We start from the raw sequence: 15386 nt of genomic DNA, 5'->3' as shown, positions 1-15386 counted from the left end.
GTTCTAGTGAGACAGGAGAATCTTAGATCCATTTATGAAGAACTAAGATCTCTGTCTTTTTCTGCGATGGGGAGGACTTCTCCGAATCCTCCCGTTGCCGCCTGTATCACCTCATCCGAAGGTAAAATTCTTTCCCGAGGAAACACTCAAATAACAGGTAAAAATCATGCGGAAAGGGAAGCCTATCTGCATGCCGCAGATTTACCTTCCTATCATCAATTATTTGTTAGCTTGGAACCTTGCACTCATCAGGGAAAAACACCACCTTGCAGGGATTTGGTTTTATCGCAAAAGCCGCAACAACTGCAAATAGGATGGAAAGATCCGAATCCTTTGGTTCATTCCGGGGATTGGGATGTTTATCGAAAAGAGGGAATTACCGTATCCTTAGATCCCAATTTAGCTCGAGTATCGATTCCTTTTCTGTTCGGTTTTTTCCAAAGAATCCGATACGATCGGCCTTGGGTATGGATCAAATCTGCGGTCAATGAAAGAGGAGAGTATTCTCCTTCAGAGGAAAGAAGGGCGCCAGTCAGTTCGAAAGAGAGCGAGTATTATTTACAGATACTACGAGCCAAGTTTGATGCGGTCGTTGTAGGCCCGAAAACGATCACTGTTGATGAGCCTTCTTTGGATTTTAGAATTTCAGAAAGTTCTTTTGCCGAAAAAGGAAATCCTGTCTCACTTGTTTCCGATGAGGCGTCCTCCTTTTTTTCCCCAGGCAAAGGATTTCTAAAATCCTTATTCGAGATTTCGCTAGAAAAGGAGATTTTCGAAAAACATAAGGAGGATATTGTTTCTTATCAGCCTTATCGTGTGTTTGTTTACGGAGAGGGGCAGGTCTTTAGCCGCAGTTTTATCGACAAACAGATTCGACTGAACGAAATGTACGGTAAAAAGTTGTGTTTGTTCTTTCGCATTCGTAAAGAAGGTTCTTCCGTTTTCTTGGAAAAAGAGATTTCCGATACGGATCTTTCCCTTCTCAGTGATTTCCCTGTGGAGGATTTTTTCCCTTCTCAAGGAGATTTGTTTTTACGTTCTCTCTCTTCGAAAGGGATCAATACAGTTCTTTTAGAAGCAGGCTCTTTTTTGTTTCATTTTGTCCGCAATCATCTCATGGAAGAGGATTGTATTTTAACCGTTACCGGCAGCAGACAAGAATCTCTTTGGAAAGAAGGAAAGTTGTTCCCTGGTTGGAAAGAAGGGAAAGAGACCGCAAAATATAAATTAAATGAAGATACTTGGCAGTTGAACAATTTCGTTTCTCTAAAGAACTCTGTCTAATAAATCCTTTTCTTGCACATATCTTTCTAGGTTCTTCAAAAAATGTCGGATGAGAGATTCTTTCTCTTCGGAAAAACCTCCCGCAGTATGGGGTGTGATATAACAATTTTCCAAATCGAAAAGGGGATGGCCTGGAGGAAGCGGTTCTGGATCGGTTACATCCAACCATGCTCCTCTCAGTTTCCCCGATTTTAAAACACGATAAAGCGCTTCCTGGTTCACCGTAGTTCCTCTGCCTATATTATAAAAAACGGAATCTTGTTTGAAGTAGGAGAACATTTTTTCATCGAAGAATTGCGTCGATTCCTCGTTATCCGGTAGGATATTGATGACGTGATCCGCCTTTCCCAAGGTTTGCGGAAGATCTTTTTTTGTGATGATGGGAACCGTTTCTTTTCCTTTCGGGTTTCTTCTCATTCCTATGATATTCATGGAAAACGGTTTTAATAAATCGATTAGGTGCAATGCGATCGCTCCGAATCCCAGAATTAAGACGGTTTGGTTGCGAAGTAATCGGTTCGATTTACGAAGATCCGCCCAGTTTTGAGAAGAACTGGTAATTCTTGTTTTTAAAGAAAAAGGAAGCCGGATGGAGTCCGCCAGCATAAATGCGAAAACATGTTCTGCGCAAGGTTCCGCATACACAGTGGAACTGTTTGTTATTTTTAGATTTTTCTCCGAAGCGGTTTTTCTGAATTCTTCCGTATCGTATCTGGTAAAACTAGCAGATGTAAGTTGAATCCATTTTAAATTTTCTGAACTTAGGATTGATTCCAATCCTGGTTGTCCGAATGCGATGTCCGCTTGTTTGAATTTAGGATCGAATACTCCTGGGGAAAGAACGGATGCTGCAGGATTTTCCGGTAATAAAATCTCATGAGGAGATACTGATTGTTTCAAAAATTCCAATTGATCATCGGAAGACAGTTTTACATCGCAGAAAATTTTGAGAGGTTTCATAGAAGACTCACTTCCATTTTTATCATAGGGAGTTCAGATACGACAAAAAGGTGAAAAGAAATTAAAAAAAAACGATGAAATCGAGAAAACGGGTGCAGCATCAATCGGTTCGTGGTAAAGGGAAAGCATTGGGCGGCGGGTGGATAACCCCACCCTGATATCAGGGCGGGGAGACCAGACCCTCCCACATTTCATTGACGTTTCCCTCCCTTGTTTCATTCTGGAAGTGTTATGTTCACAGGCATCATTGAGACCCAAGGTAAAGTTTTAAAAACGAAGGCGATCGACTCCGGAATTGAGTTTCAAATGGAAGCCGTTTGGGAAAATCCGGATCTGAAAATAGGAGATTCCGTTTCCATCAATGGCGCTTGCATGACCGTCACTCGTTTGGAAAACAAAGGCAATCATTTCGATTTTTATACTTCTTTCAAATCCTTGGAGCTTACAAACCTTTCTCTCTTAAAGGAAGGCGAGTTCGTCAATTTGGAAAGAGCGATGTCTCAAGGGCAAAGATACGGCGGACATATGGTCCAAGGTCATGTGGATGGGGTAGGGAAAGTCGTATCTCGCAAAACGATCGAGGTGAATTCCGTGGAAGAATTTTGGATCGAAGCTCCTGCCGAACTTTCTAAATACTTAGTTAAAAAGGGAAGCATCACCGTCGATGGGATCAGCCTAACGATAGTCGATGTGAATGAGAATTTATTTCAGTTGATATTGATTCCTGAGACGATCCGCAAAACGAATGCGGACAGATGGCATCAAGGAACGGTTGTTAATTTGGAGGTCGATATACTTGCAAAGTACATCGAAAACTTTTTAGAATTACGATTTTCTAAGTAGATCGTCTATATCAGAATCGTCGTCTTCGTCTACGTATTTGTTTTTGAAATCGACATTGCTCAAAATTTCAAAAAACATATCTAATTTTGCTAATTTAAAAACATTCTGAATCATAGGTTTCATTCCTACTAGAATCAGTTTGCCTTTTTTGTTTTTGAGAACGTTCAGGCTTTTGATAAGAGAACCGATTCCGGAGGAATCGATATAATCGAGGCGGCTCATTTCAATGGCGACTAAAGGAGGATTCGGTTCAATCACTTTGGAAAAAATGGACTCAAATTCTTCAGTGGATTCGATATCGAATTTCCCTGCGATTTCTATCGATTTTACCTTTCCCGCCGTGTTTAGCTTGAGTTCCATCTCGCCTCCTGATTTGACAATCTTACGCAAAAACTGACATAAAAATCAATGACTTTCTTCTAGTTTCTACTTTTAATCCGGGGGCTTTTTTCAGTCTTAGTATATAGAGGGCATTTACGCATGATCCGTCCCATTGAAGAAGCAATCGAAGAAATCCGCCAAGGAAAAATGATCATTTTGGTCGATTCGGAAGACCGTGAAAACGAAGGAGATCTGCTGGTTGCCTCTCAATTTGCAGATAAAGATAAAATTAACTTTATGGCGACTTTCGGCAGAGGACTTATCTGTATTCCGATGGAAGCGGATCGCCTGAGAAAGCTGGGTCTAGGCAAGATGGTGGACGATCATACTTTGGGAGACAAACATGGAACCGCATTTACCGTTTCCGTGGATGCGAAGTATGGTACTTCTACTGGGATTTCCGCATTGGACCGAGCCAAGACAGTGGAAGTATTGTTAGATGATAAAAGTTCTTCTTCCGATTTAGTGAAACCAGGCCATCTATTTCCCTTACAAGCGGTTTCCGGCGGAGTTTTAAGAAGAGCAGGGCATACCGAAGCGGCTGTCGATCTTTCCAAACTGGCGGGCCTTTATCCCAGTGGAGTGATCTGTGAAATCATGAACGATGACGGTACAATGGCTCGTCTTCCTGATCTGGAAAAATTCGCCAAACAACATAATTTGAATATATATACCATTGAGGATCTCATTCGTTACAGAAGGACGAAAGAAAAACTCATCCATCTGGAAGCGGAAGCAAACCTTCCTACCGAATACGGCGATTTCAAAATCAAAGCCTATTCCACTCAAATCGACGATAAAATCCACGTAGCTTTGATCAAAGGGGAAATCGACAGCACCTCTCCCGTTTTGGTAAGAGTACATAGCGAGTGTTTAACGGGAGATATTTTCCTTTCTCAAAGATGTGACTGCGGCCCTCAGCTACACAGTGCTCTTAAGATGATCGAAAAGGAAGGAAGAGGGGTTCTTCTTTATATGAGACAGGAAGGAAGAGGGATCGGAATCATCAATAAATTGAAAGCATACTCCTTACAGGAAACCGGCTTGGATACTGTGGAAGCGAACGAAAAACTAGGGTTTGCTCCCGATCTAAGAGACTACGGAATCGGAGCGCAGATTTTAAGGGATATAGGGGTGAACCAAATGAAACTCATTACGAACAATCCTAGAAAGATCGTAGGCTTGGAAGGATACAACCTTCATGTAACGGAAAGGGTTCCGATTGAAATCGATCCTGTAGAGGAAAACGTCCGTTATTTGCAGACCAAAAAGACCAAACTGGGCCATTTACTGAATCTGCACGGTTAGTTTTTAGACTAGGGAGAGAGCCTGTCTCTCTTCCATCTTCCTTCTCGCAAAACAAATTGAATGCGGTCGTGAAGCCTTCCTTTTCTCCCCTGCCAAAATTCGATCAAATTAGGTTCTAAGGAATATCCTCCCCAATTTTCAGGAGTGGGGATTTCTTTTCCTTCGAATTCTTGATCGTATTTTCGATACAAAGATTCCAAATATTCTCTATTAGGGACGATCTCGCTTTGATTGGATATATAAGCGCCTAATTGAGATACTCTAGGTCTTTTGGAAAAATAATCGATAGAGTCTTGCCTGGAAACCGGAGAAACCGTTCCTTCGATGCGAACTTGTCTTTCTAAAGAGGCCCAGAAGAAGGTGAGGGATGCTTTCGGATTCCCGGAAAGATTTTTCCCCTTTCTGGAATCGTAATTTGTAAAAAATAAAAAATTTCCATCCACGACGGATTTCAAAAGTACGACTCTTCCTGAGGGCTGTCCTTCTTTGTTTACTGTTGCCAAATGCATCGCATTCGGTTCTTCCACATTTTCTTGTTTGGCGATTTCGAACCAGCGGTGGAAAAAGGAAATAGGATCATTCCCCGCATCCTCTTCGGAAAGAGTGAACTTTTCATAAGATTTACGCATATCCTGCATATCTTCATTCGATGTCATCGGAAAATACCCCCTCGATTCCCAGTCTGTAATACAATACTTTCGCCATAAAAGTGAAAAAGATTCCCAACGAAAAATAGACTCCCATAGGAATCATCTTCCCTCTTAGGCTTTCTCCTTTTTTACGGGAAAGGATCGTTACGACGGTTGCCAAAACATAAGATGAATTCAAAAACAAAATCCAAAAGGGGTGGCCCGCTATGAATGCGAATGCGGGAGCGAAAATCACGTCCGCAAGTCCCATCCCTTGTTTGACTAGTTTGTACAATAAAAAATAAAATGCTGCAAATCCGATCAGCACATAAAGATCTTCCCATCCGGGAAGTGTTTCCGTAATGAAATAATTGGAGAGGCTTCCGAAGATCAGTAGGAAAGGAAGATTCTCATAATCTAACGAGAAATAGTTTGCATCCGTTTGGATGGAGATGATGAGATGCCCCAAAAAGAATGTGAAAAAAACGGAGAATGCTACTGAATCTGTCGCATAAAAGGAAAGAACAGTGATGGCACCGAAAAGAAATTCTGAGCCTGGATAAATCCAAGGGAGTTTTGTTTTGCAATGAAAACATTTTCCTTTGCTTAAGAAAAAACCTACGACAGGAAGAAGGAGATAGGAAGGAATTTTTTCTTCGCAATGATTGCAATGACTCGGTTTGATGAGAAGGGAAAACATCCTATTCCCGAAACTTCCTTCTTTTCTTTTTTTACCGTAAAAATAAAGAAGAATCCTCTCTGCAGTCGTGATATAAAAACTACCGAGAGAGGCTCCGAATACGAATTGCAGGGAATAAAGGAGAATCAGCATTCTTAGAGCCTGGAAGCTAGCTCTTGTAAAGCGGTCATTCCTCTTTTTAGATTGTCCCATTCCGTTGCGAAGGAAAGTCTTACGAAGTTTTTACTTTCGCAGAAGATATAACCGGGAACTAAAATTAATTTTTTCTCGACTGCTTTTTTGATGAACTCTTCATCTTGGATGGGAATCTTTAGAAAGAAATAAAAAGCTCCTCCCGATTTTTCCAAACTATAGTGATCTTTCAGAGAGTCGTAAACGAAATCCCTTTTTTCTTTGTAGTCCTGGATGTAGGAACTCATATCGGTTTTCAAAGCTTCTATTCCCGCCCATTGAGTTATGGAAGGAGCACAGACCACAGTGTATTGCTGTAAGGTGGTGAGCGCTTGAATGACTTCTTTCTCTGCGAGAATCGTGGCAAGCCTAAGGCCTGTCATATTATAGGTTTTGGAAAAGCCGGTGAGGGTGATCGTTTTTTCGTAATCTTTCCCGATGGAATAGAATTTTTTGTCGTAGTCGAATAGTTCGTAAATTTCGTCAGAGATCAAAAATGCACCGGTTGCTTCCGCCAAATTTGCCAAAGCATGAAGCTGTTCTTTGGAAAGAACTTTCCCTGTCGGATTAGAAGGATTCGAAAAGATAATGAGTTTGATTTTGTTCGTTTTGAATTTTTCCAAATCCGCAGGTCCGAAGGATTCGTCTACGGTTAGAAGTTTCGCTCCGTAAAATTTCAGCATGGCAGGATACATCAGAAAGTAGGGGGATACCACCAAACATTCGTCACCCGGATTTACGAGTGCGTTAAAAAGCAGAAATAATGCGGAAGAGATACCGGAAGTGGAGAGGATACGATCCGGGTGTGCGTATGAAATACCGTTTCCCGAAATGTATTTTTTTGCCATCGCTTCTTTCAGCTCAGGAATTCCTCCCGTCAATGTATAGGCGGTTTTTCCGTCTTTGGCAGCCTGGTTCATCGCCTCGATAATATTAGGTGGACAAGGGAAATGGGGCTGTCCGATGCTTAAATTGATCGGATTCTCGATGCTTCTGGCGAGTTCAAAGGCTTTTCTGATGGGAGAGGAGTCGATCCCATTCATTCTCAATGCAAATTCCATACTTTGAATTGAAAAATGGGAGGCCTTGGGGTCAATAGAATTTGGTTTACAACCTGGAAAACACAGGAAACCTGAAGGAAATATATGGAATTTGTAACGATCGCTTCCGTCAAAGTTCCTGTTCTTCCGAACAAGTCCTCCTTTCCCGTTTTTCCTTCCAGTCTTGTAGAAACCGATTCTGTCCAGAGCACTCTGCAGAAAATCCTCTACCCAATGTTGGAAGGGATTCCCGTCCTTCTCGTAGGAGATGCGGGAGTGGGAAAAAACGCCCTCATCTATTATATCAATTCCAGAAGAAATCAACCCACTCTAAGGTTCAGTTTTAATGAAGATACCTTACCGGAAGATCTAATCGGTTCGTACAGAATCTTATTGGATGGAAAAGGTTTTACCTGGTCGAACGGTCCTTTGACCAATGCATTGGAGGGAGGACTCAGTTTCGTTGCGGATGAAATGAACCTTTGTGCTCCCAATATCATCAAACGATTTTCCTCCGTTTATGAATCGAATTATCTCGATCTTTTGGAAGGGAGCGGCGAAAGAGTCAAATCCAAAACAGGGTTTTGGTTTATAGGAACTCAAAACCCTAGCGAAGGTTTTGAGGGACGTAAACCTCTTCCTTTCGACATCACCAAACATTTTGCAGTCGTTTATGTGGATCCTTATTCTCCGGACGAGATGTTTTATATTTTGAAAAAACTTTACCCTAGTTTGGGAGAAGACGTTCTTCAAAAGATCATCAGAGTTACCCTTGCATCGGAAAATAAAATCAAAAGCGGAGAGATCGGAAAAGGGGATTTGGAAAAATACCACTTTAATTTGAGAACTCTTCAAAAATACTGCAACCGTGTTTTGCAGTTCGGAAAATCCGATACTTCGGTCGCGATCAGAGAAGCATTGTATCTTTTCCAGGAACCTTTCCGAAAAGAGGAGGATAGAAAATCCCAATCCGATCTCATTGAAACAGAGTTTGGCGGTGTTGTCAAAGGCAAATCCATGAAAGGATATGTACAAGGCGGACATATCTTCTGGAACGATAAAGAAATCAAAACCTGGGATGAAAAAAAGACATTAGGTATTTTATCTTCTTATCCTACACCGGAACCTATACTAGGTTTTTTGGATCAGATATTAACAGCGATTCAATGCAAAGAAAATATTTTAGTCGAATTTAGAGAAGACCAGGACCCTCAAGAATTTTTACCTCTATTTACCGAGCTAACGGGAGTGCCGATCGAATCCGTTATGCTTTCGAAAGGGATGCATACTTCCGATGTGGTAGGTGCCTTGAAGCCTACTAAAGACGGAAAGATAGAAAGCGTGGATTGGGTGGACGGGCCTCTCACTCGTGCCATTCGTTCCGGGCAAATCATTCTTATTTCCGGTTTGGAATCCGCAGGCGCGGAGCTTGTCGAAAAAATGAATATGCTTACGGACGACGCTCGTTCTTTGGCTCTTCCTCCCGAATCGGGAGAAGCTGTTCCTATCTCCTTGAAGGAAACCTCCATCGTTTTCGGATTAAAAACTTTCCGCCATTCCAAATCCGTATCTACGATCTCGAGAGCCTTCCGAAATCGTTTTACTCCTGTTATCTTTCCTGAATTGGAAGATCCGAAGGTGATGGAAGAACTGCTGGAATTCTATCTTCCGGAAGGTGTTCTTCCTCGTGCTATGGCTCGTTTCCATACTAAGGTAAAGGAACTTGCGGAAAAAAGATCCATCGGATCCGCCAATCTCCAACCGTATCGTTTCGGAGTTTCCAATCTTTTGAAATGGAAAAATCATATTTATCGTTACAACGAAAAGGACGTAAGAGGAGTCGCTTACAGAGGAGGATGTATCTATTACATCAACCAAATCTCCGATCCCAAGGAGAGAAAAGAGCTTGAGCGATTGTTAGATGGTTATCTTTCTGGTGTGGAAGTCGTTTCTGAACTCTTCGATGAAATCGAAGAGAAAAAAAAAACTTTTACGGTAGAGAGTAGTCTCGAAAAGAAAATCTGGTGGGATCCCGAACTTCATCAAAGGGATCCTTTTACCGGAGAAGCCAAAAAACTCAATTCGGGAAACGAAATGAAGCGGGGGATTGAAATCAATACCCCCGAAACCGGCGGACAGGTCAAAGAGGGAGCTGATGCTTGGTACGGTTCCGAAACCCAAGGAAACAACGGACAAGGGGAACCCGGCGGAGGCGGTGGCGGATGGGGCTACCGTACGGAAGAATTATACAAACAATTCCTTAAAAAAAGAAGATTGTTATGGGATTATTCCATAATGGTGAGTCTGGACGAATTCAAAAAAGTATTCGGAAAGGAACTGGAAGAAGTAGAGCTCAACTTAGAACAGTTATTCGATCCTGAAATCGACATTCATAGAATGTATAGAAATGAAGGATCCAGAGTGGACGCTAGGAAATATATATCCTATAAGAGCGGAAGGGGAGACACTAAAATCTTCGATAAAACCACCATTGAAAAAAACGAAGAGAAACTGAAAGGAGTGGAAGTATCTTTTCTCGTGTCCAAATGCAGACGTGTCTTCAATTTCGAATATTCTGTGGCGATTATGTCTGCTTTGCTAGTAGGTCTTCATATCTTAAACGAACATGATATACCTTCCAGTGTGCATACTTTCTGCGATATCAAAAATACGAAAAATACGATCGATATCTATAACCTAAAAAAGGCGGAAGAAGACTTTACCGAGGAAAAGGAAATAGAGTTGTTTTCCGCATTATCTAAAAACTGGCATGGGGATTCCATCCCGGAATACCAGGTTTTGTCGAATTGCGAGAGATACTTTTCTCCTGATGCGCAAACCAGAATTTTAGTCATTCTTTCCGACTTTAGAGGCCAAAGAGCCAAGCTTCATATGGAAGATGAAATCGCTTCTTTCGAGACAAAAAAACTGAAAGAAGCTGTACTAAAAAACCAGGAAAAAAATTATGTATTTTTAGGGGTGGGACTTGGTCCCCGTTATATTGCGGAACATGTGTTTCATGATTCCTTGCAAATTACCTCGGATAATTTTTTCTCTATGCCCAATTTGATCGGGACCGAGATTGCAAGGCTCATCCAAGTCCACCACTCCTTAAGAACCTGAGATTCCCATGGGTAAAACTGCAAAAGACGATAAACCGAGGTCGACCGATCCTTTAATCAATAAAAAGGCGAAGTTTAACTTCGAACTACTCGATTCGTATGAGGCAGGGATCGTTCTTACCGGCTCGGAAGTGAAATCTCTGAGAGAAAAAAAAGGGAATCTTACGGATTGTTTTGCGAAGGTTAGAAACGGAGAGGTCTTTTTGGAAAACTTCCAAATCCCTCCTTACAAGAACGGTGGTTATGCGAATCATCCGGAAATCAGACCTCGTAAACTTTTGCTAAAGGCGAAAGAAATAGAAAAAATAGAAAGATCCATCAAAGAAAAGGGTTTGGTGCTTGTCGCCACCCGCTGCTTTTTTAAGAACAATCGTTTGGTGAAGATCGATGTTGCTTTGGGAAAACCGAAAAAACTTTACGATAAACGAGACGATATCCAGAAGAAAGAAGCTAAGATAGAAATAGAGAGAGCGGTCAAGGAAAGGCTTCGTAGATGAAAGGACTCCCCGTAGTAACCATTGTCGGTAGACAGAACGTGGGAAAATCCACATTATTCAACGCCTTTTTAAAAGCGCAAAGTGCCATCACTCAAAACGTTCCCGGGGTGACTAGAGACGTATTGCAGAAGTTAGTGGAAAGAGAGGAGTTTAAAATTCCTTTTTATCTTTGCGATACTCCTGGTTTGGATATAGAAAGTTTGGATGAGATTTCCAAGGAAATCATAGAGATCGCATTCGAACATCTTAGAAATTCCGATTTGATTTTGCATATCATGGATCATAAGGATCTTCGTCCTTATGACCACAAACTCATCGACCTTTTGAAAAAAGACGAGACCCTTTCTGAAATTCCGGTTCTTTCCATAGTAAACAAAGTAGATACCGATCAGGACGAATACGATCTGGAGCCATTCTATCAGCTGGGTTTGAACGAAATTGTTCCCATTTCCGCCACAGGCAGAAGAAACTTTTCTTTGTTATTCGATAAAATCAATTTCCTGCTTCCTGCTGCTAAAAAGAAACCGGAAGACCCTTTCTGTAAAATCGCTATCATTGGAAAACCGAATTCGGGAAAGTCCAGTCTTCTCAATACCTTTTTGGGTTTTAAAAGGGCGGTTGTGAGTGAAGTGGCAGGTACCACAAGGGATTCTGTTCACAGCCAGTTTATGTTTCACGAAAAAAAAATCGAGATCATAGATACCGCAGGGATCCGTCGCCAATCCAAAACGGGAGAGAGTTTGGAGTTTTATTCCTACAAAAGAACTCTATTCGCTTTGGGGCAGGCGGACGTAGTGATCCTTCTCATTGATGCATTGAAAGGTTTGGGAGAATTCGATAAAAAGATCTTCGGAGAAATCCAAGAGATGGGAAAACCGATGATTTTGGCGGTGAACAAATGGGATGCTGTTCAGGATAAGGAAACCAATTCTTGGAAAAAATACCAGGATCGTTTGGAGGCTCGTCTTTCCATTTTAAAGGAACGCCCTGTGATTTCCCTTTCCGCTACGGAAAAACTCAGAACTCATAAACTCCTGGAATTGTGTGTCGAACTCTATGAAAAGTCCCAGAAAAAGCTGACTACAAGGGCGCTAAATGACTGGCTCGGGAAATGGGGAGGGAAAAATAAGGTACAGAAGGCGTCGAATCGACCTCCGAAGGTATTTTATGCCACTCAGGTCTCTCAGAGCCCTTTTAAAATTTTATTTTTTGTTAACGATTCTAAACTCTTTCCGTCGAATATTTTATCTTTCTACCGAAAGAGTATAGTGAGCGAGTTCGGGCTAGAAGGTTTATCCGTCGAGATCGAACTTCGAAACAGAAAAGACAACACTAAGGAGAGCAGGGAATGATTCTTGCCGCCTCTATTCTTGCCAGTTACCTATTTGGTGGAATCCCAGTAGGTTACATTCTCGCTAAAAAGATCAAAGGAATTGATCTGAGAGAACACGGAAGTAAAAACATTGGAGCCACCAATGTGGGCCGAGTGATCGGCTGGAAATACGGCATCATCGCTCTTTTTCTGGATGCTCTCAAAGGTGCCATCCCCGTAGCACTTGCAGGTTACGTTGCCTCCACTCAAGATTCTTTTTCTCTCATTACCATCCAAATTCTACTCGGTTCCATTGCGATCCTAGGTCATACATTCACTCCTTTTCTTCATTTTAAGGGAGGCAAGGGAGTTGCCACAGCACTCGGCGTTTATTTGAGTTTGGTGCCGATGGTGACCTTATGTGCCGTAGTCATTTTCTTTCTAGTTTATAAGCTCAGTGGTTTCGTTTCTTTGGGTTCCATATTAGGAACATTGTCCATGCCTGTTTGGTACTGGAGTATGTCCAAATATCTTCCCGAAGCGGAATACTCTCCTTTGGTTTTTCTTGTACTTATCTGCACTTTTTTTCTGATTACCTTCTCTCACAGGGAAAACATTAAACGTATGTTAATCGGTAAAGAACTTAAGGCAGTGAAAGATGCAAATTGAAAAAGAACCTTCCCTTTCTCATAAGGAAAAACTTTTTTTAATCACTAAGTTCGTAGAAGAACATCCTGAAGCTGAAATTCAAGACTACTACAAATGGCTTTATTTCGGAGAGTTCGGAGTGGAAGAATACAACACTCTTCTTGCGGGAAAAAAACAAATCCCCGAATTACATGTCATTCTTTCCGAAATCAAACAAGAATCTTCTTTGGAAAAAGCACCGGAGCAGATCTGGGAGCCTCTAGGATTATCCGCACGATTCATCAAGGTCTATGTTACTCCTTATTACAAAAAAGATTGTCCAGTGAAAAGATTGGTCAATTTGGTGGAACGATCTCCCGCCTTCAGAGGAGTGAGGATGACATTCAAATTGGATTGGAATATGATGAAGGATGTGATCATCGAACTTCGTCCCGATCTAACTAGAAGGGACTTTATCAATTTCGAAGAGAGGATCAATTTTCATCAACTGCCCGAACTTTCCTTTACGGATGCGTTCAATGAGAAGAATCCTTTTTACTACAGGGTGGTGTCTCAGAAATTATTTTTTGATTATTTTCCTGAATTTATCGACGATGCAGTGTTTCATCCTTTTGAGGAAAACATTTCACTCATAGGATAAAGGCTCTTTTTCAAATATCTCAATTCCTTTCGGATCGACTGCATCAGAATTTTATTTTTTCGATCCAAACCCAATTCTTTGTGTCTCACCAGATAAATCTCTGTTTTGCGAACCATCCGCCTTAGATAGGTTTGGTTTTTTAACCATTCCCAAACGGGAGAAGATTGTAAATCCACAGCGTTTAGGTTCTCCTTTTCCCATTTTCCTACTTCTTCTTCCACGAATCTGAGATCTGTTTTGATTTCCAAAAACAATGCTTTCGATTTTTCCGATTGGGATTCGGAGGAGGGTTTAGGTTCTTTTCCTTCCAAAGCCAATTTCCATGCAGGAAATTTTCTCCAAGGATAGTTGTGGTCTGGCCGCGTCAGAAGGTCTTTGATCCCTTGTTCGGGAGATGAATTCTGAAACCCTTCGATGAGGGCTCCGTCTTCATTGAGGTTTGTGAGCTTTAGGTCCACAGTGCGTGCCGACTCTTCGAACCAATGTCTGTAGAGTTCCAAAACATAATCGGTAAGGACAGTTCCCCCGCCGCAGGAAGGAACTTCTTTCGTTTCTCTCTTTCGAATGATGACTTCGTTGATTCTTTCCAAACTTTGTTTTCGATTTACTTGAGTGAGCCATTTTTCGTTGTGATGGGTGCCTGTGGAATGGATCTCTCTTCCTGAGTAAGCTAGATCTTGACCGATAAAATAAAGGTCGGTGAAGCCCATAAAACGAAGCATATCGAACGCTGTGGTAGCTACACTTCCTCCCGATTGGATGTCTCCCAAATCCTTGAAGATGGAGTTTGCCAATTCTCCTCCTGCGGTCACTTCTCTGATGAGACTTCCTTCCGCATCTACTTGGAATTTGGCGGTAACGGAATGGATGACGGAACGAAACATCGGCTCTCGTAGAAGTGTGGGAGAACTCACTAAATCGGCAAATAAGGGAATGGGATGTAGATCCTCTCCCATAAAATGAAAAAATGAATTTGTCTGTGCATCCAAAGTGACCACTCCGTCGGGGATGATTCCTTCTTTGAGAAGCACTTTAAGAGAGGTGTCGCAGGATAATACGAATACTTTATCTCTAATTAGGTGGAGATACTTGAGGTTTTTACGGAGACTGGGGCCGGCAGACACAAGTATGGCGGATAAACCGGAGAACTGATCTTTTAATTCTGAAATTTGAAATCGAAAAGGGGGAGTGTTGGAAACCTGAACCAAATTCCAGATGGAATTTTTGACCCATAGTCTTTCGAATTCGAACTTGGTGAGTAGATCGCTCATCTTTGCTGAGAAAACGGATTGGATTCTCGCCTCCGCTTCCGTATAAAAACTTTCTCTTGTAACATCCATTTGGTTACGAATGATTTTTACTCCGCTGATTCTATCTACGGGGAGAGATTCCAAATAGTTCATACCAACAGGAAAAAATGTTTCTCCGGAAAACACATGTCTTCCTGGAACCTGCATGGTTTCTTTGAGTGCCGCCTCCCAGAGAAGGGGAACTTGGCAAGGATCTTCACCTAATATTACGAAGATTTGCCCCGGTCTTAGTTTTTGGTTGATTCTTCTGATCAAATGAGGATTTCCTAATCCGAATAGAATTACCACATCCGTATCTTTTAAGTTATGTGATTCTAACTGCCTTTCTGCTTGTTTGTCCGGGGAAAATTGAGAGGAGAGCGCTTTGCCGTTATATGAGACATAATACTGTCCAGGGTCTTTCGCAGGAATTATGTCCCATAAGTTTGCCGAATCCCATTTTTGGAAATAATTTCGCAAGTACGGCTTTCTTTCAAAAATTTCACTGGAAATGGTATCCATATTTTGGGACATAATACTATCTAAAGTTTTTTCTTATGTC

Annotated in this window: 14 protein-coding genes; 8 read left to right on the top strand and 6 right to left on the bottom strand. The window is 41.7% G+C overall.

What is annotated here, in order from left to right; translation table 11 throughout:
* The first annotated feature begins 6 nt into the window (after window positions 1-6).
* Entirely contained in the window at window positions 7-1284 is a 1278-nt protein-coding gene (locus EHS15_RS05015; RefSeq protein ID WP_135759456.1) for a bifunctional diaminohydroxyphosphoribosylaminopyrimidine deaminase/5-amino-6-(5-phosphoribosylamino)uracil reductase RibD, read from the top strand.
* Here EHS15_RS05015 and EHS15_RS05010 read toward each other — a convergent pair.
* Window positions 1267-2244, bottom strand: a complete 978-nt coding sequence (locus tag EHS15_RS05010) for a D-2-hydroxyacid dehydrogenase (RefSeq protein WP_135759455.1) — start codon at window positions 2242-2244, stop codon at window positions 1267-1269. The two genes, EHS15_RS05015 and EHS15_RS05010, sit on opposite strands and share 18 nt — an antisense overlap.
* Window positions 2245-2475: 231 nt before the next feature.
* Between EHS15_RS05010 and EHS15_RS05005 the strand changes: the two genes are divergently transcribed.
* Window positions 2476-3087 (top strand): riboflavin synthase, encoded by a 612-nt coding sequence (locus tag EHS15_RS05005; protein WP_135759454.1) that lies wholly within the window; start codon window positions 2476-2478, stop codon window positions 3085-3087.
* Here the strand turns inward: EHS15_RS05005 and EHS15_RS05000 are convergent.
* Complete coding sequence (locus tag EHS15_RS05000; RefSeq protein ID WP_135759453.1) at window positions 3070-3447, bottom strand: STAS domain-containing protein; 378 nt, start codon at window positions 3445-3447, stop codon at window positions 3070-3072. The genes EHS15_RS05005 and EHS15_RS05000 overlap by 18 nt on opposite strands.
* A 120-nt stretch (window positions 3448-3567) precedes the next feature.
* Between EHS15_RS05000 and EHS15_RS04995 the strand changes: the two genes are divergently transcribed.
* Window positions 3568-4776, top strand: coding sequence for a bifunctional 3,4-dihydroxy-2-butanone-4-phosphate synthase/GTP cyclohydrolase II (locus tag EHS15_RS04995; protein ID WP_135759452.1), 1209 nt, complete (start codon window positions 3568-3570; stop codon window positions 4774-4776).
* A gap of 8 nt (window positions 4777-4784) precedes the next feature.
* On the opposite strand, the gene pdxH is transcribed toward EHS15_RS04995, so the two are convergent.
* The 3 genes from pdxH to EHS15_RS04980 are packed head-to-tail and all read right to left on the bottom strand — an operon-like array spanning window position 4785 to window position 7337.
* Window positions 4785-5432 carry a pyridoxamine 5'-phosphate oxidase gene (gene pdxH, locus EHS15_RS04990; RefSeq protein ID WP_246051902.1) on the bottom strand — a complete coding sequence of 216 codons (648 nt, stop codon included), beginning with the start codon at window positions 5430-5432 and terminating at the stop codon, window positions 4785-4787.
* Window positions 5419-6237: a prepilin peptidase gene (locus EHS15_RS04985; protein WP_135759451.1), complete on the bottom strand. Its 819-nt coding sequence runs from the start codon at window positions 6235-6237 to the stop codon at window positions 5419-5421. Before EHS15_RS04985 ends, pdxH begins: the two co-directional genes overlap by 14 nt.
* 2 nt (window positions 6238-6239) lie before the next feature.
* Complete coding sequence (locus EHS15_RS04980) at window positions 6240-7337, bottom strand: pyridoxal phosphate-dependent aminotransferase (protein WP_210416296.1); 1098 nt, start codon at window positions 7335-7337, stop codon at window positions 6240-6242.
* Window positions 7338-7421: 84 nt separating this feature from the next.
* On the opposite strand from EHS15_RS04980, the gene EHS15_RS04975 reads away from it, so the two are divergent.
* From EHS15_RS04975 to EHS15_RS04955, 5 genes are read left to right on the top strand one after another with little or no spacing between them, the layout of a single operon-like run.
* Window positions 7422-10439: an AAA family ATPase gene (locus tag EHS15_RS04975; RefSeq protein ID WP_135759449.1), complete on the top strand. Its 3018-nt coding sequence runs from the start codon at window positions 7422-7424 to the stop codon at window positions 10437-10439.
* A 7-nt stretch (window positions 10440-10446) separates the two neighbouring features.
* Entirely contained in the window at window positions 10447-10935 is a 489-nt protein-coding gene (smpB, locus tag EHS15_RS04970) for an SsrA-binding protein (protein WP_135759448.1), read from the top strand.
* On the top strand, window positions 10932-12287 hold the full coding sequence (der, locus tag EHS15_RS04965; protein ID WP_135759447.1) for a ribosome biogenesis GTPase Der: 1356 nt from the start codon (window positions 10932-10934) through the stop codon (window positions 12285-12287). The genes smpB and der overlap by 4 nt, the downstream gene beginning before the upstream one ends.
* The gene (gene plsY / locus EHS15_RS04960) at window positions 12284-12916 is read left to right on the top strand and encodes a glycerol-3-phosphate 1-O-acyltransferase PlsY (protein WP_135759446.1); all 633 of its coding nucleotides are present in this window, start codon (window positions 12284-12286) and stop codon (window positions 12914-12916) included. Before der ends, plsY begins: the two co-directional genes overlap by 4 nt.
* Entirely contained in the window at window positions 12906-13535 is a 630-nt protein-coding gene (locus EHS15_RS04955; RefSeq protein WP_135759445.1) for a hypothetical protein, read from the top strand. The genes plsY and EHS15_RS04955 overlap by 11 nt, the downstream gene beginning before the upstream one ends.
* On the opposite strand, the gene EHS15_RS04950 is transcribed toward EHS15_RS04955, so the two are convergent.
* Entirely contained in the window at window positions 13499-15358 is a 1860-nt protein-coding gene (locus tag EHS15_RS04950; RefSeq protein ID WP_135759444.1) for a motility associated factor glycosyltransferase family protein, read from the bottom strand. The genes EHS15_RS04955 and EHS15_RS04950 overlap by 37 nt on opposite strands.
* Window positions 15359-15386 lie beyond the last annotated feature (28 nt).

Origin of the sequence: Leptospira idonii (assembly GCF_004770995.1) — a bacterium.
Classification (GTDB): Bacteria; Spirochaetota; Leptospiria; order Leptospirales; family Leptospiraceae; genus Leptospira_A; species Leptospira_A idonii.
Note: the sequence above shows the minus strand (reverse complement) of the source record. Positions and strands in the feature narration are given on the sequence as shown.

What these genes read in the sequence shown, in the direction of transcription:
- EHS15_RS05010 (WP_135759455.1), bottom strand. Translation starts at nt 2,244, where the DNA reads ATGAAACCTCTCAAAATTTTCTGCGATGTAAAACTGTCTTCCGATGAT.
- EHS15_RS05005 (WP_135759454.1), top strand. Translation starts at nt 2,476, where the DNA reads ATGTTCACAGGCATCATTGAGACCCAAGGTAAAGTTTTAAAAACGAAG.
- EHS15_RS05000 (WP_135759453.1), bottom strand. Translation starts at nt 3,447, where the DNA reads ATGGAACTCAAGCTAAACACGGCGGGAAAGGTAAAATCGATAGAAATC.
- EHS15_RS04995 (WP_135759452.1), top strand. Translation starts at nt 3,568, where the DNA reads ATGATCCGTCCCATTGAAGAAGCAATCGAAGAAATCCGCCAAGGAAAA.
- pdxH (WP_246051902.1), bottom strand. Translation starts at nt 5,432, where the DNA reads ATGACATCGAATGAAGATATGCAGGATATGCGTAAATCTTATGAAAAG.
- EHS15_RS04985 (WP_135759451.1), bottom strand. Translation starts at nt 6,237, where the DNA reads ATGCTGATTCTCCTTTATTCCCTGCAATTCGTATTCGGAGCCTCTCTC.
- EHS15_RS04980 (WP_210416296.1), bottom strand. Translation starts at nt 7,337, where the DNA reads ATGGAATTTGCATTGAGAATGAATGGGATCGACTCCTCTCCCATCAGA.
- EHS15_RS04975 (WP_135759449.1), top strand. Translation starts at nt 7,422, where the DNA reads ATGGAATTTGTAACGATCGCTTCCGTCAAAGTTCCTGTTCTTCCGAAC.
- smpB (WP_135759448.1), top strand. Translation starts at nt 10,447, where the DNA reads ATGGGTAAAACTGCAAAAGACGATAAACCGAGGTCGACCGATCCTTTA.
- der (WP_135759447.1), top strand. Translation starts at nt 10,932, where the DNA reads ATGAAAGGACTCCCCGTAGTAACCATTGTCGGTAGACAGAACGTGGGA.
- plsY (WP_135759446.1), top strand. Translation starts at nt 12,284, where the DNA reads ATGATTCTTGCCGCCTCTATTCTTGCCAGTTACCTATTTGGTGGAATC.
- EHS15_RS04955 (WP_135759445.1), top strand. Translation starts at nt 12,906, where the DNA reads ATGCAAATTGAAAAAGAACCTTCCCTTTCTCATAAGGAAAAACTTTTT.
- EHS15_RS04950 (WP_135759444.1), bottom strand. Translation starts at nt 15,358, where the DNA reads ATGTCCCAAAATATGGATACCATTTCCAGTGAAATTTTTGAAAGAAAG.